The 23,266-nt window shown below is 43.3% G+C and carries 18 protein-coding genes and 1 tRNA gene; 16 read left to right on the top strand and 3 right to left on the bottom strand.

Annotated features, from left to right (window positions below; genetic code table 11):
• The first annotated feature begins 12 nt into the window (after nucleotides 1-12).
• Nucleotides 13-5,226, top strand: coding sequence for a TIR domain-containing protein (locus E7588_03130; GenBank protein ID MBE6688255.1), 5,214 nt, complete (start codon nucleotides 13-15; stop codon nucleotides 5,224-5,226).
• Between the two features lie 519 nt (nucleotides 5,227-5,745).
• Here the strand turns inward: E7588_03130 and E7588_03125 are convergent.
• Entirely contained in the window at nucleotides 5,746-6,534 is a 789-nt protein-coding gene (locus tag E7588_03125; protein MBE6688254.1) for a helix-turn-helix domain-containing protein, read from the bottom strand.
• A 147-nt stretch (nucleotides 6,535-6,681) separates the two neighbouring features.
• Here E7588_03125 and dgoD point away from each other — a divergent pair, with 147 nt between their 5' ends.
• From dgoD to E7588_03110, 3 genes are read left to right on the top strand one after another with little or no spacing between them, the layout of a single operon-like run.
• Nucleotides 6,682-7,830 carry a galactonate dehydratase gene (gene dgoD, locus E7588_03120; protein MBE6688253.1) on the top strand — a complete coding sequence of 383 codons (1,149 nt, stop codon included), beginning with the start codon at nucleotides 6,682-6,684 and terminating at the stop codon, nucleotides 7,828-7,830.
• Nucleotides 7,824-8,120, top strand: coding sequence for a hypothetical protein (locus E7588_03115; protein ID MBE6688252.1), 297 nt, complete (start codon nucleotides 7,824-7,826; stop codon nucleotides 8,118-8,120). The genes dgoD and E7588_03115 overlap by 7 nt, the downstream gene beginning before the upstream one ends.
• A gap of 24 nt (nucleotides 8,121-8,144) precedes the next feature.
• Nucleotides 8,145-8,336, top strand: coding sequence for a hypothetical protein (locus E7588_03110; GenBank protein ID MBE6688251.1), 192 nt, complete (start codon nucleotides 8,145-8,147; stop codon nucleotides 8,334-8,336).
• Nucleotides 8,337-8,570: 234 nt separating this feature from the next.
• On the opposite strand, the gene E7588_03105 is transcribed toward E7588_03110, so the two are convergent.
• The gene (locus E7588_03105) at nucleotides 8,571-8,876 is read right to left on the bottom strand and encodes a hypothetical protein (GenBank protein MBE6688250.1); all 306 of its coding nucleotides are present in this window, start codon (nucleotides 8,874-8,876) and stop codon (nucleotides 8,571-8,573) included.
• 19 nt (nucleotides 8,877-8,895) lie between these two features.
• On the opposite strand from E7588_03105, the gene E7588_03100 reads away from it, so the two are divergent.
• Nucleotides 8,896-9,075: a hypothetical protein gene (locus tag E7588_03100; GenBank protein MBE6688249.1), complete on the top strand. Its 180-nt coding sequence runs from the start codon at nucleotides 8,896-8,898 to the stop codon at nucleotides 9,073-9,075.
• A gap of 124 nt (nucleotides 9,076-9,199) precedes the next feature.
• Here E7588_03100 and E7588_03095 read toward each other — a convergent pair.
• Nucleotides 9,200-9,283, bottom strand: a tRNA-Leu gene (locus E7588_03095).
• A 548-nt stretch (nucleotides 9,284-9,831) separates the two neighbouring features.
• Between E7588_03095 and E7588_03090 the strand changes: the two genes are divergently transcribed.
• From E7588_03090 to E7588_03040, 11 genes are all read left to right on the top strand, one after another.
• Entirely contained in the window at nucleotides 9,832-10,074 is a 243-nt protein-coding gene (locus E7588_03090; protein MBE6688248.1) for a TIGR03905 family TSCPD domain-containing protein, read from the top strand.
• A 23-nt stretch (nucleotides 10,075-10,097) separates the two neighbouring features.
• Nucleotides 10,098-11,873, top strand: a complete 1,776-nt coding sequence (locus E7588_03085; GenBank protein ID MBE6688247.1) for a phospho-sugar mutase — start codon at nucleotides 10,098-10,100, stop codon at nucleotides 11,871-11,873.
• A gap of 4 nt (nucleotides 11,874-11,877) precedes the next feature.
• Complete coding sequence (locus tag E7588_03080; protein ID MBE6688246.1) at nucleotides 11,878-12,414, top strand: TIGR01440 family protein; 537 nt, start codon at nucleotides 11,878-11,880, stop codon at nucleotides 12,412-12,414.
• Between the two features lie 135 nt (nucleotides 12,415-12,549).
• The gene (locus E7588_03075) at nucleotides 12,550-13,548 is read left to right on the top strand and encodes a hypothetical protein (GenBank protein ID MBE6688245.1); all 999 of its coding nucleotides are present in this window, start codon (nucleotides 12,550-12,552) and stop codon (nucleotides 13,546-13,548) included.
• Nucleotides 13,487-16,249, top strand: coding sequence for a hypothetical protein (locus tag E7588_03070; GenBank protein MBE6688244.1), 2,763 nt, complete (start codon nucleotides 13,487-13,489; stop codon nucleotides 16,247-16,249). Before E7588_03075 ends, E7588_03070 begins: the two co-directional genes overlap by 62 nt.
• A 96-nt stretch (nucleotides 16,250-16,345) precedes the next feature.
• The gene (locus E7588_03065) at nucleotides 16,346-17,692 is read left to right on the top strand and encodes an S-layer homology domain-containing protein (protein MBE6688243.1); all 1,347 of its coding nucleotides are present in this window, start codon (nucleotides 16,346-16,348) and stop codon (nucleotides 17,690-17,692) included.
• 87 nt (nucleotides 17,693-17,779) lie between these two features.
• Nucleotides 17,780-18,349 (top strand): 16S rRNA (guanine(966)-N(2))-methyltransferase RsmD, encoded by a 570-nt coding sequence (rsmD, locus tag E7588_03060; GenBank protein ID MBE6688242.1) that lies wholly within the window; start codon nucleotides 17,780-17,782, stop codon nucleotides 18,347-18,349.
• 231 nt (nucleotides 18,350-18,580) lie between these two features.
• Nucleotides 18,581-19,003 carry a division/cell wall cluster transcriptional repressor MraZ gene (gene mraZ / locus E7588_03055; protein ID MBE6688241.1) on the top strand — a complete coding sequence of 141 codons (423 nt, stop codon included), beginning with the start codon at nucleotides 18,581-18,583 and terminating at the stop codon, nucleotides 19,001-19,003.
• The gene (gene rsmH, locus E7588_03050; GenBank protein ID MBE6688240.1) at nucleotides 19,003-19,932 is read left to right on the top strand and encodes a 16S rRNA (cytosine(1402)-N(4))-methyltransferase RsmH; all 930 of its coding nucleotides are present in this window, start codon (nucleotides 19,003-19,005) and stop codon (nucleotides 19,930-19,932) included. The genes mraZ and rsmH overlap by 1 nt, the downstream gene beginning before the upstream one ends.
• Before the next feature lie 2 nt (nucleotides 19,933-19,934).
• Nucleotides 19,935-20,786, top strand: a complete 852-nt coding sequence (locus E7588_03045; GenBank protein ID MBE6688239.1) for a hypothetical protein — start codon at nucleotides 19,935-19,937, stop codon at nucleotides 20,784-20,786.
• Nucleotides 20,787-20,916: 130 nt separating this feature from the next.
• Nucleotides 20,917-23,262 carry a PASTA domain-containing protein gene (locus E7588_03040; GenBank protein MBE6688238.1) on the top strand — a complete coding sequence of 782 codons (2,346 nt, stop codon included), beginning with the start codon at nucleotides 20,917-20,919 and terminating at the stop codon, nucleotides 23,260-23,262.
• Nucleotides 23,263-23,266 lie beyond the last annotated feature (4 nt).

Below are 23,266 nucleotides of genomic sequence, written 5' to 3'. Positions count from 1 at the left end.
AAGGCGCAGTGTATGAGCGTATTTATCAGTTGGTCCGGAGCGGACCGTGATGTTAAAAATGTCATAGCATCAAAATTACAGCAGGAGAATATTACATATTGGGACTCGGATGAGCACTGTGTGTCGGATTTTTCAAAGGAATGTATCGATAATATCCGCCGAAGTCAGGTTTTCGTGGTGATTGTAAGCGAAGCCTCAATGGACACCAAATCTTATGTTATAAATGAATTGATCGAGGCGCGTCGAATGGAAAATGACGGCCGTCTTAACATTATTGTCTATAAAGTAACCGATGAGCCTTACACAGAGCGTTTTGCAATGCAGCTTAACCATGTTTCAGACTCGAACTGTGTGGCAAGAATACAGAAATTGGGCAAATCCGGCGGACTTGATGCTTTGATAAAAAGGGTGAAGCATCTGCTTAAGTGCCGTGCCGACGGAATGCCCGAAAAGCCGTATGACGTTCTTGTTCCCCGCGTTTACGGAGCAACTGCCGCCTCAAGCGGTTATTTTGTCGACGGCAGCCGTGATGATATTATAAACCGTGTAAATGATGCCTTTTCTTCTTCCAATGTTATTTTTGTAAGCGGTGTTTTCGGATTCGGAAAAAGAACCGTTATAAGACGATACGTAAGCCTCAACAGCTATACATCTGCTGTTGAGGTGCAGGGAATACACGACAATCTGTATAATTTCTTTCTGAACGATTTGCACTTTTCAAATATCAACGAGGGTGCTTTTGAAAAGCAGGATGAACGCAGTGTCATACGTGCAAAATTTGATTTTCTTTCAAGGCTTGATAAACGCCATATTCTTATAGCTTCGGATGTGGATGTAGAAGATGAGGCGGATGAATTCATATTGGGGCTTCTCAGGGGTCTTAACTGCCATGTTGTTTTCATTACGCAGAATTCTGCGGACGCCTATGCCGACCATTTTCCTGTTATCCAGGTTGGCAGGATGCAAAACAAGCATCTTTCAGAGCTGTTTTTTCATTATTATGACCGTGATGAGCATGCTGACCGCGAGGCTGTTATTCCTTTTTTGGAAAGCTTTTTTGAGGATGTGGGAGGGCATACCAAGACCGTTGAGATAACAGCCTCGGTGCTTTCAAAGGAGATACGTGCCGATTCGAGGGAAATAAAACAGTATCTTTCAGTTGGCACCGACAGCAAAAAAACGCTTAATGACCGCGTCTTGAAAAAGCTTTCAGATCTTATTGCACTTGAAGATTTCAGTGATGAAGCAAGGCGTACACTGCTTCTGATTGCTCTTATGGCACATCCCGTCGCGGATGAGGATAAGCTGTACGGACTTATGGAAAAGTGTGGCATTATTTATCGCGGTGTAATAACCGAACTTACAGCGCACAGGTGGATAACCTACAATTCACACAGCCGTACCGTATATATTGAGCCCATAATTGCACAGTTATGCATACCCAAGCTGTTGGGGGAGGATTATTCTGTACCGAAAGTGTTGTTTGACAGTATGTGCGACAGTATGATGACTGCCGGAGCAAACGATGCGGTTACGGGATTGCGGTTTTATACAAGGTTTGAGCATTTTGCCAGATTGTTGCAGCTTGATGAGGCTGCAGATATATTCAGACTTTTGAGAACGGAGCTTGTCACCGACCGTCACGATATGGAAAAGTGCAAAAACGCGGATGAGCGTTTTAAAACGTGGTACAGCAGTTTTCGTGCCGGCGTTGGTGAAAATCCTTCTCCGCGCGATGAATTTACAACAAATGTCGCTGTATGGATAAAGTGTTATGTTCTTCCGCTTTTACGCATGAGCGCCTCGCTTCCTTTTATTTACAGTCTGAATACTTCCCGTGACTTTTCCGATTTTGACTGGAACAAGTTGATGGATAATACATTTGACGATATAGCAGATGATCCCGAAGCAATGAAGCTTTTTGACAGCATGGAAGAATTTGATATTGATGACTTTGAAGATGAAGAGGACGACGGCAAAAGCCTTTTCGATTTTTTGTACAGTGATATTGTGACCGGCTTTTTGACACGAGATATTGATGCGGTGGGACGCCACTTTGATGCTCTTGTCGACCATTTAAGCAAACACAGCGAATACCTTGAGTCGGAGGAATTTGCTGCTCCCATGCTTACTGTTGCAAAACTTATCTATCAGTCCTGCTGTAATATGGGTGCATACCATATCTGCCGTACGGTGCTGGAAAAGCTAATGACGCTTGAATGGAAAAGTTATTACATGCACCAGATACTTTTACTATATGTGAAAATAATTGTCAATTCAAACGACAGCGATGCGGATGCGGGTTCAGTAATCATGGCGGCAGATGAGCTTCTTGATGAGGCAATTCAGGATAATTCACTGTCTCGTGAGGCTGGTGAAAATGTGAAAAAGGAGCATCTGGGAATATATTCTTATGTACTTGCCGCAAACGGTCAGCTTGACGAATCAATTGAAAAATTCAGCGAATTTGTGAGCTGTGGTATGGGTGAGTTTAACTCCCTTGCAATGGATGATGCGGAGATGATTGTAAACCGTCTTCTTATTGAAGGGCGAAACGAGGATGTAATCGTATTTATGGAGAAATACCGCGACCTGATAACATTCTGTGCGGAAAACGAAGAGTTTCCGTCAGATGTGCGCGATAAGGCGGAGGCGGTGCTTTCCATAGGCGATATATGTATCGAAAGAGGCCAGACAAATATTTCTGCAGGCGGTGTTATTGCAAACAAAAGCTATTATCAGCACTACTCCGCAGAAAAGAAAAACGACTTTATCACCATGATGAAGTACAACCGTATTGCCAATGATGCCGCAAAGTTTGATTTTTCGGGTTTTAGTGAGGCGGATTTTGCTCTGCGCACACAAAAGCTGCGGGAGCGTGCCCAAAAAGGTGAAAATAAGCTGAAGCTTGCGCCCGAGGCATTTGCACTTGTCAGCGAAGCCGGAATGAGAACGCTGGGATACAAGCACCATTACGTGCAATATGTAGGAGCCGCGGCTATGCTTGACGGCAAAATCGCCGAAATACTTAACGGTGAGGGTAAGACATACACTATTGCGCTTGCGGCATATGTGAACAGCCTTTATAGCGACAAGGTGTATGTCCTTGACGAGTCAAAATATCTCAATAAAAGAAATTACAAATGGATGCGCGGGCTTTACTGCTTACTGGGGCTTAAAACAGAGCTTCTTGTGAAGTTGAACTCGAAGTATTATGACGGCAAAAACGGCGGGGAAAATATTATTTATTCCGACCTGGAAACCTTTGGCGTCAACTTCCTTTTTAAGCAAAAGGCAAGTGCAGACAAACGTATGGATTTGTCCCGATGCAGTGCTGTCATTGATGAAGCGGACTATTTCCTTATAGAATCCGCCGCCCTGCCCATAATGCTGAAAAATGCTTCCTCGGTTACGGACGGATATCTGAAAAAATGCAGAACGGCATTTAATATTGCGGACAAAATAAAGGACGATCCAAGCTGTGTTACGGTGCGCTCGGATATTGTTGAGTTCAATGAAGAAAAAATATGCGGTCTTATAGAGGCATATTGCGGTATAAGCCGTGATGACATAACCAAGACCGAGGACTTCATGAGAATGGAAACTCTTATACGCAGAGCAGTGTATTGCAGCAGATATGTGCAGGGAGAAGATTTCTTTGTGCGGGACGGTGTTATTTATTCGGAAAATGAGAGCAACGGCTCGGTAAGAGCCATGAGCGGAGAGTGGGGCTATTTTACCGCACGCTTTAACTCTCTTCCGTCACGCAGATATGAAATGGAGCTTTATGAGCATAATTCTCTGAATGATATCGTATATCTCTACGGACTGCTCAAGCGCTTCGGAACACTTTGCGGTACTTCAGCTACTGCCAGCAGTTTCAAGAAAGAATTCAAGAGCATATACGGTCTTGACGTTGTGGCTGTTCCACCGGTGCATCCTATACAAAGGATCGACCGTACTGTCACGCTGTACACTTCAAAGCAGTTGAAGGACACCGCTGTTGCGGATATGGTTGAGGAAAAGAATGCAAACGGTCAGCCCGTTCTTCTCATTGTGAAGAATCTTCGCGAATCGGCGCATTTTTCGCAGCTGCTTAAAGAGCGCGGAATACCGCACAATGTACTTAATGCGGTAAATTCCGAGCAGTCGCCCGAGCTTCTGGCAAATGCCGGCATGCTTGGCAGTGTACTTATTGCTACTCAGATTGCCAACCGCGGGGTTGATATAAAGCTTGGCGGTGATGCTGAGCGCGCGACGCTGTTTGAACTGGTGGAGCAGGGAGTGGATATTTCTTCCATAGACGAAATACTTTATACTCTGCCCGACGAGGAAACGAGATCAACTGAGCTTTACGGTATATATACCGCAGCTCTTGCAAAAAACCGTGCACTGGCGGCGATTGAACGTGAAAAGGTTATAGCTGCAGGCGGTCTTTGTGTCATAGGATCGGAGCCATATGAGGACATGCGTATAGAACAGCAGATACGCGGCAGAGCGGGGCGCCAGGGTGACATAGGCGAAAGCTATATCTTTGAGAGTATGGATGATGAGCTTTTCGACAGGATATGGGGCACACGTAAGGAAGGCATTTTCCGCATGTATGTTGATAATCTCGATATAATCGATTCGGGCTTTCTCAGACGCAGTATAGAAAAATTCAAGCAACGCATGCATCATGCACGTTTTGACGGCATGAAGCGTGCGGCGGATATATCGGGACGTATTGAACAAAGCCGTGCGGAATTCGCAAGGCTGACCGACGGTCTCATCAAAGGCACGGTTTCATTCAAGGATCCTCTGAAGCGTTGGTGCAACAATGAGGAAAATCACAAGTGCGTTGCTGAAATTATTTACGACGAAGAATGTGATGCTCTCAATGCCGTAGCGGATTTGTACGAGGCATACCCGGATATATTCGAGCCTGACAGCTACAAAAGTTTTGATAAATATCTTTTTGCCGCGGCGGGCGAGTGCTTTGATGCGGTGGAGACCGCTGATGTAATAAAGCTTTCCGTTATGCTCGGAAATGAGTGGGAAAAACATATAACCACCATGTATGAATTTGAGAACGCATATCATAAAAACACATTGAAAAATGCCGATGAGTTTTTTGACGAAGCGTATGAAAAAGACATTGACAAGCGGATAGTGAGTGCGGTGGATACATGGCTCAGAATTCTGCTGAAGAAAAAACAATCCTCGTCGGAATCTGACGAGGAATAACGGTGTTTATGTTTTGAAAACGCAAGAGGCAGTAACCGAAAGGTTACTGCCTCTCAGACTGTCGAGAAAGCCGTGATACCGCGACGGAAATAAATTATATTTCAAAAAACGCAAATAAAGCAAAAAATAATTTAACAGCAGGTGATACATCGAATATCACCTGCTGTTTGTCGCTTTTTGCCGCTTCAAGCCCTATCGTACCTTTGTACGCCGACAGGCTTAAATCGGCAAAATATCCCTGACTTTTCGAAAGTCTCACAGTGTGTCGATATGTTTATCGACACACTGTGAGGCAGTAACCGAAAGGTTACTGCCTCTTTGTTTATGCGCCTGAAGGGACTTGAACCCCCACGTCGTAGACACCAGATCCTAATGGTTATATAGCGTATGTGAAATAATATCTTTAATAATTATAAGTTATTAGGAACCATAAAGCTCATTAAATCATTAGGTTTACTAACATTTTCAACTTTTTCTATACTGTCATAAGCTTTGGTATTTTGACAAGGAAATTAGAGTTTAATTTTCAGAAAAATATTCACCTGGGGAACAATTAAACTCTTGCTTGAAAACACGATAAAATGTTCCCATCGAGTCAAAGCCGCTTTCAAATGCACAGTAAGTGTTTGTATGTTTTTTTTCGTGCATAAGTAAGAGATAGTGTCGTAATCTTAGGATATTGACATAGCTGTTAAAACCTATTCCAAGATTCTTTTTAAAAAAACGTGATAGATAGCTTTTTGAATAGCCAAATTTATTGGACAAGGTGTTCAGTGTTATTTTTTTGCGAAAATTCTGATTCAGATAAATCAAAAGAGCAGATGAAAGCTCTGCATCAAAAGAACTATCCGTTTCGGTAAGAAAAACGTTATCCAGCACAATTCCAAGAATAACATACAGATATCCTCGTAATGTTATATCGTTACATCCATCTTTTATTTCATTGACATAAAATTTGATTTTATTTACAGTATTCACATCGCAAATAAAAGGATTGTTTATATTCTTAGCTTTTGTTAATTCTGAAAATTCATTACATATTTCTAGGGGTATAAATAATATGCTTGACTTTGAGTCCTTGATGGAACGGAACAAATGTGCGTCATAGCTCATTGTAATAGCCATATGACCTTTTTTGAGAATCTTTTGGTGATGATTTATAAAAGCTCTAATTTCTCCATCTTCAACAAAATACAATTCGATTTGCGAATGGAATTTAAACGGACAACTTCCATCTAAATTGTCGTTTACAACTTCTTTTATAAGTTCTCGGCTTCTTTCTCTTTCAAAATCAAACCGTGCATGCATAAAATACCCCTCCTTATGACAAAAAATGAGATAGATTTCTTCAAAAATGGAAAGCGAGTATCATAGATTGATGTTATTATATCATTAATAGTAAAAAAAGAAAAGAGTTTTTTCAGTTTTTTAAATTAGATGTAAAGGAGAATTGTTATGAGGATTAAAGAGGTTAATACGTATTTTGTCAGACCACGATGGGGTTTTGTGGAGATTATTACAGACGAGGGCTTTGTTGGTTGGGGTGAAGCAGTTTTAGAAGGTCATGTTGCAGCAGTTCTGGCCTGTGTTCAGGAAATGAAGGACTATCTGATTGATGCAGACCCGTCACAAATCGAAGGTCTGTGGGAAACAATGTACCGTGCGGGATTCTACCGCGGAGGCGGTGTGATTATGAGCGCAATTTCAGGAATAGACCAAGCACTTTGGGATATCAAAGGAAAAGTTTTTGGCGTTCCTGTATATGAACTCATGGGCGGAAGATGCCGTGACAAGATGAAGGTGTATTCCTGGATTGGCGGCGACAGACCTTCAGATGTGGGCAATGCTGCAAAACAAAAGCAGGAGGAAGGCTTCAAAGCAATAAAAATGAATGCAACAGAAGAATTGCAGATGATAGATTCATACGATAAAATTGATGCCGTTTTGGAACGTGTTGCGGCTATCCGCGAGTCTTGCGGAAAATATTTTGGCATAGCTATTGACTTCCACGGCAGAGTGCACAAGCCTATGGCAAAAGTTCTTGCTAAAAAGCTTGAGGAATTTGACCCAATGTTTATTGAGGAACCTGTGCTGTGCGAAAATATGGAGGTATTTAAAGAAATTGCGCTTTGCTGCAATATCCCTATCGCAACAGGCGAAAGATTGTTCTCAAAATACGATTTCAAGCGCCTGCTGGAATTTGGCGGAGTGGATATTATTCAGCCAGACCTTTCTCACGCAGGCGGAATTACCGAGGTAAAGAAGATTGCCGGTATGGCAGAGGCTTATGATGTGGCTTTGGCACCTCATTGTCCTCTTGGCCCAATTGCCCTTGCGGCGTGCCTTAATGTGGATGCCACAAGCTATAATGCGGTTATTCAGGAGCAGAGTATGGGTATTCACTACAATGTGGGTAAAACAGTTCTTGATTATGTAGAGAATAAAGAGGACTTTAAATTTATAGATGGTTTTGTAAATCTTCCAAAACTTCCGGGGCTAGGAGTGAATGTTAACAAGAAGCTAGTCATTGAAGAGAATGAGAATCCACATAATTGGAAAAATCCTGTATGGCATCATCCCGACGGTTCAGTTGCAGAGTGGTAATTGCAAAAAAGGGTTCTGAAAAGGTTTGTTACACACCTGTTCAGTCAGGTATGGACGGAAGACTTGAAAACAGCGAAACCAAAGTCTATGACTTTACACCGTATGACAAGATGACAGAGTTTAGTGGCTCTGATGAAATTCCTGACGCTGAGTTTTGCGGAAGCTGGATTGCTTTTGCAAATGATGGAAACGGCGAGGAAAGAGCACTGGGGCTTGAACTCAACCCTGACGGAACGGTAAGCTATGTCTATGGAATTGGAAACAGTGAGGTTTTGGAACAGTTTGAATGAACATGGAAATTAGATGGTGATGTATTGAAACTTAACCTGAATGGTGGAGTTGTAGAAGGCGTGGATGAGCCGATTGTGATTAGTCCATATCCTTTAAATGCGTCTTTTGACTGGGAAGTTAATCCCGGCGGTCTTGAGTTAACACACATAGACGGCGATGCGATTCTTTACGGAACCAAAGGAAACACATTTGAGTTTTATATAAATGAGTATTAAAATGTATTAAAAAGAGGCATAGCCTGTTTTGTATAGGTTATGCCACTTTTGTGCTATGATAGAATTAATTTTCTTGCAAGTATAAATAAGCTGTTATCAACCGATGGAATATCTCTTGAAAGAGGATCTTTCATATATTCAACATCAGGATTGAAGTCAGGTTTTACTGATTGATAAATTCTTGTTCGAGCATTGAACTCTGCTTCTGCATAAGTGATTTTGCCTGATTTATAACTAAAAGCAATGGCTTTGCATTGCTTTTTCAAGCGGCAGTTTATCTGCCGCTTGAACGTTGAATGACGGAACTTCGTTCCTTATTGAATCTTCAATTACAGGAGCAATAATAACTCTGACTTTTTCAAGATTATCTTTGTAAAAGTCAGGTCGCAGATACATATCCCGATATTGCCATATTGCATTATTGGCTATATCCACAAGCTCGCCGTAGCTATATCCATTTGTCTGACCATTGAGCCAAGCATTAAAGAATATGCGGTTTGATTTCGCTCTTGCATCGGCATATCCCAACCCGTTCTGCACTTCGGTTAAAATATCACCGATGCAATTTTCAACAAAAATGATTGCTTCGTTTGTGGCATTGCAGGGTGCCGATTCTCTCGGTACCTCTGTAGCGCTTACAGAAAAAGAAGTTATTAAAACTGATACGATTGATATGATGGCATTTGTTTTGACGAATGTGCGGGTAAAAATATATAAAAAAAGAGATAAAACCGATTAAAGTTTTATCCCCTGAGATTTCGATATTATTGTTTTTCAAGTTTACTATTAAAATTAGGATAGTCAAGATATAATAAAAATCCGAACCCTTCACCGATTGGTACAAGGTTCGGATTTCTACTGTTTGGTGCGGATGAAGGGACTTGAACCCCCACGATAAAATCACTAGATCCTAAGTCTAGCGCGTCTGCCAATTCCGCCACATCCGCATATTAAGTTTTTACCTCTTAATTTTTACACGGTGGAGGTACACCGAGGAGGAGCATATCGCTTAATCCTCATCTATGAAAACGGCAAAAACCGTAATCAACAATAAAATCACATACAGGACGGAACCTAAGTCTAGCGCGTCTGCCGATTCCGCCACATCCGCATATTAAGTTTTACCTCTTGATTTTTACACGGTAGAGGTGCACCGAGGAGGAGCATATCACTTAATCCTCATCTATGAAAACGGAAAAACCGTAATCAACAATAAAATCACATACAGGACGGAACCTAAGTCTGGCGCGTCTGCCAGTTCCGCCACAGGCGCATATTCTTTATATATTTTATCACAAAAGCGCAGGAATGTCAATAGTAAACACAAGTTTTGTCATTTAATAAAAAATGCTTCCGTTATGATTGACATATGTGTTAATTTCTGTTATAATATAAATTGGATTATAATGAAGAGTTTAATGCAATCTCATGGTGAATATTTCTCCCGATTTTCAGATATAATTTTAATTGGGGCATATCGGAAAGGATAATGATTATGTTTAAGTACAAAACAAAAGGCACCTGCTCGCGGGAAATACAGTTTGATGTTGTGGACGGCAAGTTGACGGGTGTTAAATTTATCGGTGGCTGTGCCGGAAATACTCAGGGCGTCGCAAGGCTTGTGGAAGGAATGACACCGGATGAGGCGGTCAAGCGTCTTTCGGGAATAAAATGCGGCTTTAAGCCTACCTCGTGCCCCGATCAGCTGGCACGCGCCATAAGCGAAAATGTTAAATAACATATCGGAAGGAAAGTGACTTTATGAGATTATTCAAAAGCATTTCGGAAATTGATGTTTCCCAAAGAGAGGCCATTGCCGCGGCTAACTATGCCGAGTGGTGCGCAAATCCGCGCGTAGGGCATGAATTGAAGAAAGAGCTTGATACGATAAAAAATGATAAGGATGCGCTTATAAGCGGATTTCTGACACTTATAAGCTTTGGAACGGCAGGACTCCGCGGCAAAATGAAAGTTGGCTCTTCCAATATGAACGTTCATACCGTGGAGCTTGCAACGCAGGCACTTGCGAGCATTGTATTAAAAAACGACGGTGCACAAAAGGGTGTTGCTATTGCGTATGACAGCCGTAACAATTCCGAAGAGTTTTCAAGGCGTGCGGCATGCGTCCTCGCGGCGAACGGCATTAAGGTTTACCTTTTCGATGCACTGCGCCCAACTCCCGAGCTTTCTTATGCCATAAGAAGGCTGGGCTGCAAGGCGGGCATAAATGTTACTGCTTCCCATAACCCCAAAGAGGATAACGGCTACAAGGTGTACTGGGAGGACGGCGCTCAGCTTCCGCCGGAGGAAGCGGCGGCGGTTTCTGCACAGTGTATGCAGTACGATTTCTTTAAAAGCATAAAGACGATGGATTACGACAAGGCGGTATCGGACGGCTTGATAACGGTTATAGGGGAAGAATTGGATGAACAGTATTTGTCGGAACTTCTTACCCACATTATCAGTCAAAATAATATAGAAGCTCAAAATGATCTCAAAATAGTATATACTCCGCTTCACGGTGCCGGTCATGCGCTTGTCCCGGAGGTGCTGAGAAGAGCGGGATTTAAAAATGTGACCACCGTGCCTGAGCAAATGATACTGGACGGCAATTTTCCGACTGTCAAAAAGCCTAATCCCCAGTATAAGGAAAGCTATGAGCTTGCGTGCAAAATGGCGGATGAAAACGGCGGATGCGATATTATTCTCGCTACCGATCCGGATGCTGACCGTGTTGGCATCTGTGCACCGGACAGAGATGGAAACTGGTTTTTGCCCACCGGAAATCAGGCAGGACTTATGATGCTGGATTATATAATAAAACAACGCCGTAAAAACGGAACACTTGCGGATAATGCCTGTGCTGTCAAATCTATTGTCTCCACCAAGCTTGCCGAAAGCATATGCCGTAAAAACGGGGTTGAGATGATAAATGTATACACCGGATTCAAGTATATAGGCGAAAAAATAAAAGAATTTGAGCGCGACAACAGCCATACATTTATATTCGGATTCGAGGAGAGCTACGGCTATCTCAGTGCATCCTATGCGCGCGACAAGGACGCTGTTGCAACCTCTCTTCTCATATGTGAGATGGCGGCTTATCACAAATCCCGCGGAATAACACTGAGAGAAGCACTGGAGGATATTTATCGCGAATACGGTTTTTCGGCGGAAATGTCCTATGATGTTGTTATTTCCGCACTTGACATCAAGGGAAAAATGAAGGAAATAATGTCTAAGGCTTACTCTTTGCATGAGACTTCCGACAATCTTGGCGGGCTGCGTATTGTGAAAGTGAAGGATTATCACATTTCTTCCATCATAAACACATATGACAAAAGTGTGGAAAAGCTCCCGTTTGTACCCGATGATGTAGTAGCGTACGAGCTGGAAGACCTTTCGGAGGTTATAATACGCCCCTCGGGAACGGAACCAAAATTCAAGGTTTATTGCTTTATTACGGCGGATAACTTTGAAAAAGCAGCGGAAAAATTCGAGAAAATCAGAAAATCATTATTTTGGATAGAGGAATAATGCTATGAATGAAATAAAAAATCAGCTTGCTTCGGCAGCAAAAGCACTGCTTGATGCGGCACAGCTTAAAAAAGGCGACATACTTGTTGTAGGATGCAGTACCAGTGAGGTGCTGGGTGCAAAAATAGGTTCTTACGGAAGCCTAGACGTGGCGGCACAGCTCTATGCCGCCCTTGACGAAGCGCTGACGCCGCATGGAATATTTCTTGCGGCACAGTGCTGTGAACATCTCAACCGCGCCATAATCATTGAAGAAGAGGCGGCACATCTTTATAATCTGGAAATTGTAAATGCCGTTCCTCACGCGCATGCAGGCGGTTCGTTTGCTACGACTGTCCATGGAATGCTGAAAAATCCCGTGACGGTAGAAAGTGTGAAAGCGCATGCAGGCATTGATATCGGTGACACTCTTATCGGAATGCATCTCAGAGCTGTTGCTGTACCGGTACGCTGTGAAATAAAGAAAATAGGCGAGGCTAATCTTGTAATGGCGCGAACACGTGCAAAATACATAGGCGGAGAGCGTGCCAAATACAATTGATAGTATTGTTTTCAAAATATTAACAATATTTGTCTTTGCCGATTTGTACATTTTCTATTGACATTCGTTACAAAAGATGATATAATTAAACATAATGCTATACGTGTATATTTTTGCGTATACAATCAACGGCGGATGGGAGGTAATATTATAAAAAAGCGTACAAAAGTAATACTTTTCTTGCTTTTGGCGGTACTTGTTATACTGGCTTTGACTGCTTTTCACTTCAGAAGCTACATAAACGCTTTTATAATATCGCAAACCAAGACACCGGAAGAGCTTCGGCAGATGATGGAGAATGGAAAAACTCCCGAGCAACTGCTGGAAAATTATGATGGTATAAACGTTCGCGATCTTACTCCCGAAGAAAAGGAAAAGCTGGCCAACAACGAGATTACCGAACAGGAAGCAATCGAGCTTATTGTCGGCAAATCGGAAGAAGAGCTGCTTCACATCCCCGATGAGTATAAGCAAGGCAGTGGACCCGCGGTTGATATTGATATTCCGCCTCCGCCGGATGCGTCGGATGTACCACCGCCACCGGATATTTCGGCTCCGCCATCGGAGGATGACCCGGATATTTCCGATATACTGGCTTCTCCGCCGACAGTGACGAATCCGCCGCAAGATAATCCGGTTGTCCCGCCGGAAAATTCAGGACCGGATAATACGGATATCGGCACAACAGGCAGTGATTACGTTCCAATTGATATCACCGAGCCTCCGAAGCAGTCGGAAACTACTGACAAACCGATGATATCGGATGAAAAGCTCAAAGAGACCAATGAAAAAATAGCCCGCCTCGTGGCACAGCTCTACGTTACAAAGTCACAGTCGAATACAAGGCTGAGTAATATGGAGGCTGAATGGAAAGCTGAGTATTTGAAAGTGCCTAACAAGGAACGAACGGCAACCAATCTTCTTGCAACATATGTTAAGCGTGCAGTTAAGATAGTGGCTCAGTGGGAAGCAGATACCGATGCTCAGGTTGAGGAAATACTCAAGCAGGTCAAAACGCTTCTTAAGGAATCCGGTCAGGACCAGGGGCTTGTGGATTCTCTGAAAGCCGCATATGAGGAAGAAAAAACGAACATTAAAGCTTACTACATGGGCAAAATTAATAAATGGATATAATAAAATTAACATAAACGAAAGGGTGGCAAAATTGAAATTTACCAGAAGCTTAACAGCAATACTTCTTACCGTAGCAATGATGCTGTCGGTATTCTGCATCCCCGCAGGCGCTCTTACCGCAAGTGATATGTCGGATTATTCCGAGGAACATTGGGCAGCGGCAGCTCTCGCATGGGCAGTTGAAAATGACCTTATCAAGGGTTATCATGACGGCACCATCAGAGCGGATGCAAATCTTACAAGAGCCGAAATGGCTACTATTGTAAACCGTGCTTTCGGTGCATCCGTACTTGCAAGTATTACCAAGTTTGAGGATGTTAAAGACACCGATTGGTTTTACGAGGAAATGTCAAAGGCTGTAAATATGGGCACTTTCGAGGGAAGCGATGATACTCATCTTCGCCCAGACGATTATATTGTCCGTGAAGAAGCTTTTGTCGTAATCGCAAGAGCGCTGGTTCTCAGCGGCGCAGATGTTACTGTACTTGAAAAGTTCGGAGATGCTAAAAATATTTCCGATTGGGCAGTTGCATTGCTTTCCGATCTTGCACAGCGTCAGTACATCAATGGCTCTCCCGTTGCAGACTCAGAAAAGAATAATCTTTATCCCAGAGAGTACATAACAAGAGCTGAATTTGCACAGCTTCTCTATAATATTTTCAACCGTATTCTCGGCGATGCTGTTATTAAGGATGTAAAGGTTGAGGGCAACCTGCTTCTCAATACCGTAAGCGACCTTACCGTGAAAAACGTTGAAGTTACAGGCGACCTTATCATTGCAGACGGTGTTTGCCTCAATAAGGTTACTCTCGAAAATGTTAAAATCAACGGCCGTCTTGTAATCCGAGGCGGTAAAAACGTTAAGCTTACAAAAGTGACGGCAGATGGCGGCGTTGTTGTAAGCAACAATAATACAACCGTAAACTTCGATAACTACAAGGATGAGGATGTTTTTAAAGATATCATTGCAAAAACTCCCGTAACCTTCAAGAAACGCACCGGCGGCGGCTCCATCTCTGTGGGAACCACCGATACATACAGAGTAACCTTCAAGAATGGTACTACCGGAGCCACTCTGGCTACCAGAACCGCCAAGAAGGGCGAGACTCTCGGCGAAAAACTGTTCCATTGGTGCTATGAGGATGCTTACGTGAGCGAAAAGTTCCTTGAAGGAACCGCTAATGAGTTTGTACTTGAACGTAGCGTAAGAAACGACACCTGGGTTGATGCAAACGGCGTTGAATTCACACCCGACACACCCGTTACCGGCAATATTACAGTATATCCTAAGTGGTACGAAATAAATGTGGGCGTTAAAGCTCCCGAGTATTTTAGCAAGCTCAAGAACTATGATGTAAAATACAACAGCGAAACAAGAGCTATTGACACGGTTAAGGACTTCCTCTTCCTCAAGGAAACTGCTATTAAGGAAGTTTTAAACAACCAGAAGCTTAACGATAAGCTTATTGATGTGGCAGGCTTTGTTCTGGACGAAAACAGAAATATCAAGCTTATTGAGCATGAGGTTTGTATCGTTGAAACACTGGGTAAAGAAGCTATCAAAGAGGAAATCCAACAGGCACTTACACAGCCCGGAGGAACCGCTCCCAGCGTTGATGAGCAGATCATAATAGACGTTGTGGAAGAACTCTTTGAAGAAAAGCATGTAACCATTACCGAGGAAAATGTAAAGGTTATTGAAAAGTACGGTGATAAGGTTAACGAGCTCACATACGAGGACATTGAGGAAGATATTCCCGAGTCGTATAAGCAGGTAATGACCGAAGAGGAAATGAAGGAAGCCTTCGAGGATGCTAAGGAACAGTATTCTACCGAGATTAATCTTACTCTTTGGCAGTTCCATGACCAGCATCCTGAATTCGAGGTTCCTGATTGGCTGGACGATTGGTATCAGGATTACCTTGCAAACAATCCTCCTATGGCACATACCTCTGCTGTTTCAATGAATGAGCACAAAGTTAAATCCACTGTTGTTATTAAGATAAACGTTATCTCCGGTATCGTTGAGCCTAAGTATGAGCAGGCAATGAACAAGTTTGAAAGCAAGTTCTATGACAAGTATAAGGATAACGCATACTTCATGAGACTGCTTGAAATTGTAAATCCCGATTATCTGCTGGACGGCGATAAAGGATATCAAAATGACGACGAATTGCTCACCGGTTACACTCTCAAGAGCAATAACTACTACTTTGATGTTATCAGAGAAGCTGTTGTTATGGCTGATGAGGCAGGCAAGTGGTTCAAGGATGAGGCAAATATGGGTGATGATGAGCTCAAGAGCATGGCTGATGAGTTGGGCGAGCTTATGAGTGAATACATGACCAAGGTTAATGACCTGCTTGATGAGTATATTGACCGTGTTGTTAATAAGATTTACGACCTCACCGAAAAAGAAAAGATTGAAATTATTGAAGAGTATAAGGACAGAAGACTTGAACAACAAGACATTGACAAGATTGTCGATTATCTCAAGACGGCAATTGAGGGTTACAATGTAACTACCAAGTCTGCTTACGAAAGGGCTTATAACTTCGACCACGATGAGCTTAACAGTGTTAAGTTTGGCAGCGAAAACCTCCCCGAGGCATTACAGGGTAGTAATATTACCGACGGCTTCTTCAAGGAAATTAAGGGTATTTCCGGCTGGCTTGGAAGAAGCGTGGAAATTTACAAATAATTACAAGTAAGTTTTTCAAATGGGCAGAAGGTGTTCTGCCCATTTGATTTGAAGGCACGGAACAAAAGAAGTTTTTTGTTCGTCTAAATCAAAAAAATGAAGGGAACTGCATTAATGAAAAAACTTTTAGTACTTTTCGCACTTGTTGCGACACTTTTGACGGTTACCGCTTTTGCCGAGCAGAACGGTGCCGATCAGCTTATTCAGAACGACCCCTCTTATGTTCAGGGCGATGTTATGGCAATAGCTGATGACGATCTTACCGATGCACCTACCACTGCGCTCAGATTTGCGCCCGACGGCACACCTCTTTTTGCAGATATCGATTATACTAATGATGCTTTTGCAAGCTCCGTTTCCGTTCTTGCTAAGGCAGGCATTGTAGGTGGCTTCCCCGACGGTACATTCAGACCTCAGAATGGTCTTACCCGTGCGGAATTCTGCAAAATGGTCAATATGATTTTCGGTTATACCGAAAGCGACCCCGAGGCATTCAGCGATATCAGCAGAGAAGATATTCATTGCTGGTTTTACGACATAGCTCTTGTTGCCAAGAAAGCGGGTTACATCAAGGGTTACGAGGATAACTCCTTCCGCGGCGACAATCAGCTTACCCGTGAGGAGACTTGCACGGTCCTTAACAGACTTCTCGCCCTTTATGCACTTCCTTTGCCCGGAATGGAAATCACCGATGAGGTTTCCGATTGGGCTGTAAATGATGTTAATGCAGTTGTTACCAACTTTCTTATGCCACTTGAAGAAGGCAATACCTTCAGAGCAACCGAGATTATCAAGCGCTCCGAGGTTATAGTAGTTCTTGCAAACCTCTACACCGCACGCCAGGAAGAGCTGGAGAAAGAACAGGAAAAGAATGAATCTCAGACCGGTTCCGCAGGCGCAAGCACAGGTTCTTCATCCGGAAGCTCTACTCCTTCCAAGCCTACCGGAGGTTCCAACAGACCCAGCTCGGGCGGCTCAACAGGTGGTTCGACAGGCGGTTCAACAGGCGGTTCGACCGGTGGCTCCACAGGTGGTTCAACAGGCGACTCGACCGGTGGTTCAACAGGCGGTTCAACAGGCGGTTCGGATGATGATGAAATGACACCCGAGGAAATCAAAGAAGCTAATGAAGAAATCATCGGACATCTTACTACTGCAAGCAACGACATTACTGAAATATCTATGAATGAAACTGAAAGTTCGATAAGAGCGCTGTTCCTGGAGGGCTTTAATGCCGTTGTGAATGATGCCAATAACGGAATTCTTATCACACCCGAGTATGTAAACGAAAAGTATGCTGACAAAATAGATGCGGCACTTGAAATCTATAACGGAATGAGCGAATGGGATTGCAGCGAATTTCAAGATAAGCTGATAAGCGGAATTGAACCCCTGGCAATGAGCTTTCTGCTGGATTACTTCCCGCTTGAAAAATTCCTTTAATATTAAAGTGCTCCGCACATAAAACACTAAAAACGGGGAGACACCGATGGTATCTCCCCGTCAAATTATAAACAAGGAAGCAATAATATGAGAATAATTACAGGAACAGCAAGAGGAACAAAGCTTGAAACTCTTGACGGTGAGGCTACCCGCCCTACCACCGAAATGGCGAAGGAGGGGATATTCAGCTCTGTTCAGTTTGATATAGAAGGCAGACGTATTCTGGATCTGTTTGCGGGAAGCGGACAGATGGGACTTGAAGCGCTCAGCCGAGGTGCGCAAAGCTGTGTTTTTATAGATAATTCCGCGGCGGCGGCTGCAATTATTAAGAAAAATGCGCAGAAAACCAAGCTTTTCCCTGCATGCAAGGTGTCCTGCATGGACTACACCGAATACCTTAAGTCGGTGACAGATAAAGATGTGAAGTTTGATTATATATTCGTAGATCCGCCGTATGATTTGAAGCTTTGCCCGGAAGTGGTTAAAAAGATATTCAAGTCGGGCTGTATACACGAGAGCAGTCTTATTTACTGTGAGAGCGACAGTGCCGATTTTGACCTTGATGTAATCAATTCCAGCGTTTTCGGCAAGGCGGAAATTGTAAAACAGTATAAGTACGGTAAGACTTTTGTACATGTTATCCGCAGGGTGGATTGACCATAACAAGTAATAAAATCAAGGGAAAATCTTCCAATAAGCGCGTTAACAAATGTAAAAAAATTGTTAACGCGCAAAAATATATCAAAATACTATTGAAATTTTATAAAATTCCCTATATAATATAGCTGTGGTGTTGAAATGTGGTGAAAAGTGGACGCAAATGTTTGTGTCGGGATGATTTGCCATGTTTTTTCGGCGTACCAAATATTATGAAGGGAAAGAATTCGTATGCTTCTTGGTGAATTTACACATACAATCGACGCTAAGGGTCGTTTGTTTGTGCCTGCACGTTACCGCGAAGAATTGGGCGAAACATTTATCGTCGTTAAATACGAGGATAACTGTATTGCTGTCTTTTCGCATACCGTTTGGGAAAAGTTCGTCGAGAAGCTTTTGTCTGCTTCTGAGGTTAAGGCTCTTACTACAAAAAGAATTATATTTGCTTCCGCACAGGAAGTTGAGCCGGACCAGCAAGGCAGAATACTCATCCCTGCAAAGCTTCGCGCTTACGCCTCACTTGAAAAAGATGTTACTATTATCGGTGTATCAGATCATGCGGAAATATGGTCTACCACTGTATATGAAGAATATATAGAGAAAAATGACGGCGGAAGTCTTCTCGGAAAAATAGAGGAGGCGAGCCTGTCGTAATGGAGTTTAACCATTATTCTGTTATGCTTAAGGAATCCGTCGATTTTGTTGCTCCTGCACCCGGCGGAATTTATGTGGATTGTACCCTTGGCGGAGGAGGACACTCTCTCGAAATACTCAATAGAATGGGTGAAACGGGTCGTCTTATAGCGGTTGACCGCGATACCGATGCCATTAAAGCCGCATCCGAAAGACTTAAGAATTATAAAAACGTTACATATGTGCATGATAATTATGAAAACATCGGAGAATATTTAAACGATGTTGAATATATAGATGGTGCCGTAATGGATCTCGGTGTTTCATCCTATCAGCTGGACACTGCCGAGCGCGGTTTTTCATATATGAAAGAGGCACCTCTTGATATGCGAATGAACAGGTCGGAGACCAAGTGCGCATATGATGTTGTAAACGGTTACTCTTACGAACAGCTTTGCGATATTCTTTACAAATACGGTGAAGAAAAACAGGCAAAGCGCATTGTTAATAGAATAATCCGTGCCCGTGAGGAAAAAGCCATCACGACTACCACGGAGCTTGCGGAAATCATAAAATCTGCCGTTGGGAATTCCTACGATGATAAGCATCCTGCAAAGCGGACCTTCCAGGCAATACGAATTGAAGTGAATGATGAACTTTCAGCAATCCCGAAAGCTATACACAGCCTTGTTAAAAAGCTGAGAGTCGGTGGCACGGTTGCCGTTATAACATTTCATTCACTCGAAGACCGCGTTGTAAAGGAAACACTGAAAAAATACGAGGATGGCTGTACATGCCCGCCAAATTTCCCTATGTGCGTGTGCGGCTTCAAAAAACAGCTTGAGGTTATAACCAGAAAACCGATTCTTCCCGACAGTGAAGAATTAAAAGAAAATTCCCGTTCCCAAAGTGCAAAGCTGAGGGCGGCAAGAAAGGTAATGGAGGTATAAAGGTGTCTTATTCTGCTAAGATAGGCGATATTAACGGATTTGACCTTGATATTATTGCTATGGGCTCCAGACGCCGTGCAAGAGCGGAGTCTGAGAAAAAAGCACTTGTCAACAGCGAAAAGTACAGCGAACCCGCTCCACGTGTGCTTAACGGCGGCATGGACACCAACGATAAATTAAAAGCTGTGGCGGCGGCGCGTATAGAGGAAATGTACTCCGCACCTGTTAAACAGCTTAAGAGCCGTGCTGTTCCTACTGCTCCAAGCAATACTTCTGTTCGAAACGACATTGTTACAAAGATTAATACGGTTCAGCATGCTAATGCGACAAAAACCCGTACCATTCCTGTGGCTCATGCAAAAAGCGATACGGGTGTGTACGTATCCAATGTGCGTCCGAACAAAGCTACCGCGGAGATACACCGCGAAACATTAAATGTACAGAATATGTCTGACAACTCCGCAAAGCCGACAGTACGTAAGCGTTCTAAGGTATATACCGCAAAGCGACGTACTTCTCCCGGTGGAATTATAACAAAAAAGCGAAAAGATAAAAATGCCCTTCCCATTGGTGCAGTTTCCGCTATTCTTATAATTACGGTCATGCTTCTTTATTTCGTGGTGCTTTATATCCAGAAATTCGAGCTTCAGGAAAGCATAAACGATATGAATAACATGATTTCTGAAAAAAACATGACACTTAACACTTGGGAAACAAAGCTTGACGATAAGAATCCGTCGCTTGATAAAATCGAGCAGTTTGCCGCTGAGGAGGGAATGGTGCGTAAAACACCGGATAAATATATTTCTGTAACTCCCGAGGAGGACATTATAGAAATATACGGCAATCAGTAATATTTTTATATTGACGGCATAGAATATTTCCAGGATGTATTCTGTGTTTACGTACTAACGTAGCAAATCAGGACTGTGCGGCGCAGTATTGTGGCCACAGTCCGTTTTGAACATAAGGAGAGAATCAATTTTGGAAGATAAAATGAATCGCGAATTAAAGCCGCTGTACATAACCGGGCGAATTATTATGCTCGCGTGCTTTGTCGCGCTTTTTTGTCTTATAGCCAATCTTTTCAGAATACAGGTTCTTGAATACGATGAGTACCAGGATCTTACAATAGAGCAATATACCAAAGAAATTGCCATAAGCGCCAAGCGTGGCACTATATACGATACCAACATGAAGGTGCTTGCCACCAGTGTTACGGTGGATCGTGTGTTTATCGCACCAAACAAAATACCTCAGATGACGGTGCGGGACTATATTGAGCAGGAATACCCGTCGGATAAGCTTGATAATGAAGAAAAAAGACTTGAAAGACAAAGATTTGAATCGCATTTTTCGGATATGGGTATAACCGTTGCAGAGGATATTGCAAATGAACTTTCGACTCTGCTTGAAGATGTGGACAAAGCCGATATTATGGAAAAGTCCAAAAAGCTCAATCGTGCCGACGAAACCATCAAGCGCCAGGCTGAAATCGATGAATCCAATGCCGTACGCGAAATGATAGTAAACAAACATTACGAACAGATGATTCATCTGGCAGAAAGCACGCGCAGATTTTACCCGTTTAATTCGCTGGCATCTCATGTTATAGGCATAACCGGTTATGACGGAAACGGACTTTCGGGTGTCGAGGCATACTATGACAGCTATCTCAAGGGTGTCCCGGGAAAAGTAGTAACCGCACGTAATGGAATAGGCGGCGATATGCCGTTTAAATACGAAAGCTATATTTCCGCTCAGAACGGAACAAATATAATGCTTACCCTGGACTGGACCATACAGCATCTTGTGGAAAGCGAGCTTGAAAAGGCACTTACTGAAACCAAAGCCACCAACCGTGTTTGTGCCATTGTTATGAATGTGAAAACGGGTGCCGTACTGGCAATGTCCACCAAACCCGATTTTGACCTCAATAACCCATATGTCCTGGACGAAGCATCAATAAAGATTGCCGAGCAGTATGACGGTACGGAAGAAGAAAAAGCACAGTACCGCACACAGCTTCTCTACGCCTTGTGGAAAAACAAGGCAATAACAGAGCTATATGAGCCCGGTTCCACCTTTAAGGTAATTACTGCCGCAATGGCAATAGAGGAAAAGCTGGTAAACGAGCACGAAACATTCTACTGCCCGGGCTATTATCATGTAGAAGGTTATCCCAAGCCCATCCGCTGTCACAAGCACGGCGGTCACGGTACCTTGCCATTTGCCGACGGAATAAAGTATTCCTGCAACCCTGTATTTATGATGGTGGGACAGCGCATCGGAAATCAGAAGTTTTATGAATATTACGAAGCTTTTGGTTACGGTGATAAAACGGGAATAGACCTTCCGGGTGAGGCACAGGGTATCTGGCACAAAAATTTCGGTCCGGTAGAGCTTGCGATTTCAGCTTTCGGTCAGACCTTCAAGGTCACACCTATCCAGCAAATTGCCGCGATTGCGGCAGTTGCCAACGGAGGTAATCTTGTAACGCCCCATGTTCTGAAAGCGACAGTGGATGAAAACGGAACGGTAATAGAAAATTATCAGCCTGAAGTCAAAAGACAGGTTATATCTGCCGAGACCTCCGCACTGCTTTGTTCCTATCTTGAACGAGGTGTAAGCACGGACGGCTCAGCACGAAACGCATATGTATCGGGATATCGTGTGGCGGCAAAGACAGGTACTTCCGAAAAGAGAGATAAATTTGACAAAAACGGCGAGGCATCCTACCGAATCGGTTCGTGTATAGGATTTGCGCCTGCAAATGACCCTCAGATTGCCGTACTGGTTATGATTGACGAGCCGTCGGCAGGAGCGGTTTACGGCGGAACAATTGCGGCGCCGGTAGTTTCCAATATACTTTCCGAATCTCTTCCGTACCTCAATGTTGAATCACAGTACAGTGACGAGGAAGCAGCGTCGATAGAAACGGCACTTAATGATTACCGCAACATGAATGTTGAGGATGCAAAATTAAAGGTAAAGCAAGACGGATTTGCCTATAAAATCATGGGTTCGGGCACCGTTGTTACCGAGCAGATACCCAAGCGCGGCAATTCTCTCACCAAGGGCGGAACAATAGTTCTTTATACCGACAAAATAACTCCCGAGGATGACATTGAGATACCAAATGTGGTGGGAATGACCGCAACAAGAGCTAATGAGGTGCTTACCAACAAGGGACTTAACATCAGCCTTGCGGGTGTAAGTGTTGATAAGCTTGCAGGAGCTATTGTTGTTTCACAAAGCCCCCAGGCAGGTATATACACACATCCCGGAAGTATAGTAAGCGTAGATTTCAGACACGAAAGTACAGACTAATAAT

It is taken from the genome of Oscillospiraceae bacterium, from assembly GCA_015065085.1.
GTDB lineage: Bacteria > Bacillota > Clostridia > Oscillospirales > SIG627 > SIG627.
The sequence above is the reverse complement of the archived record's forward strand: the minus strand, read 5'-3'. Positions and strand labels throughout refer to the sequence as shown.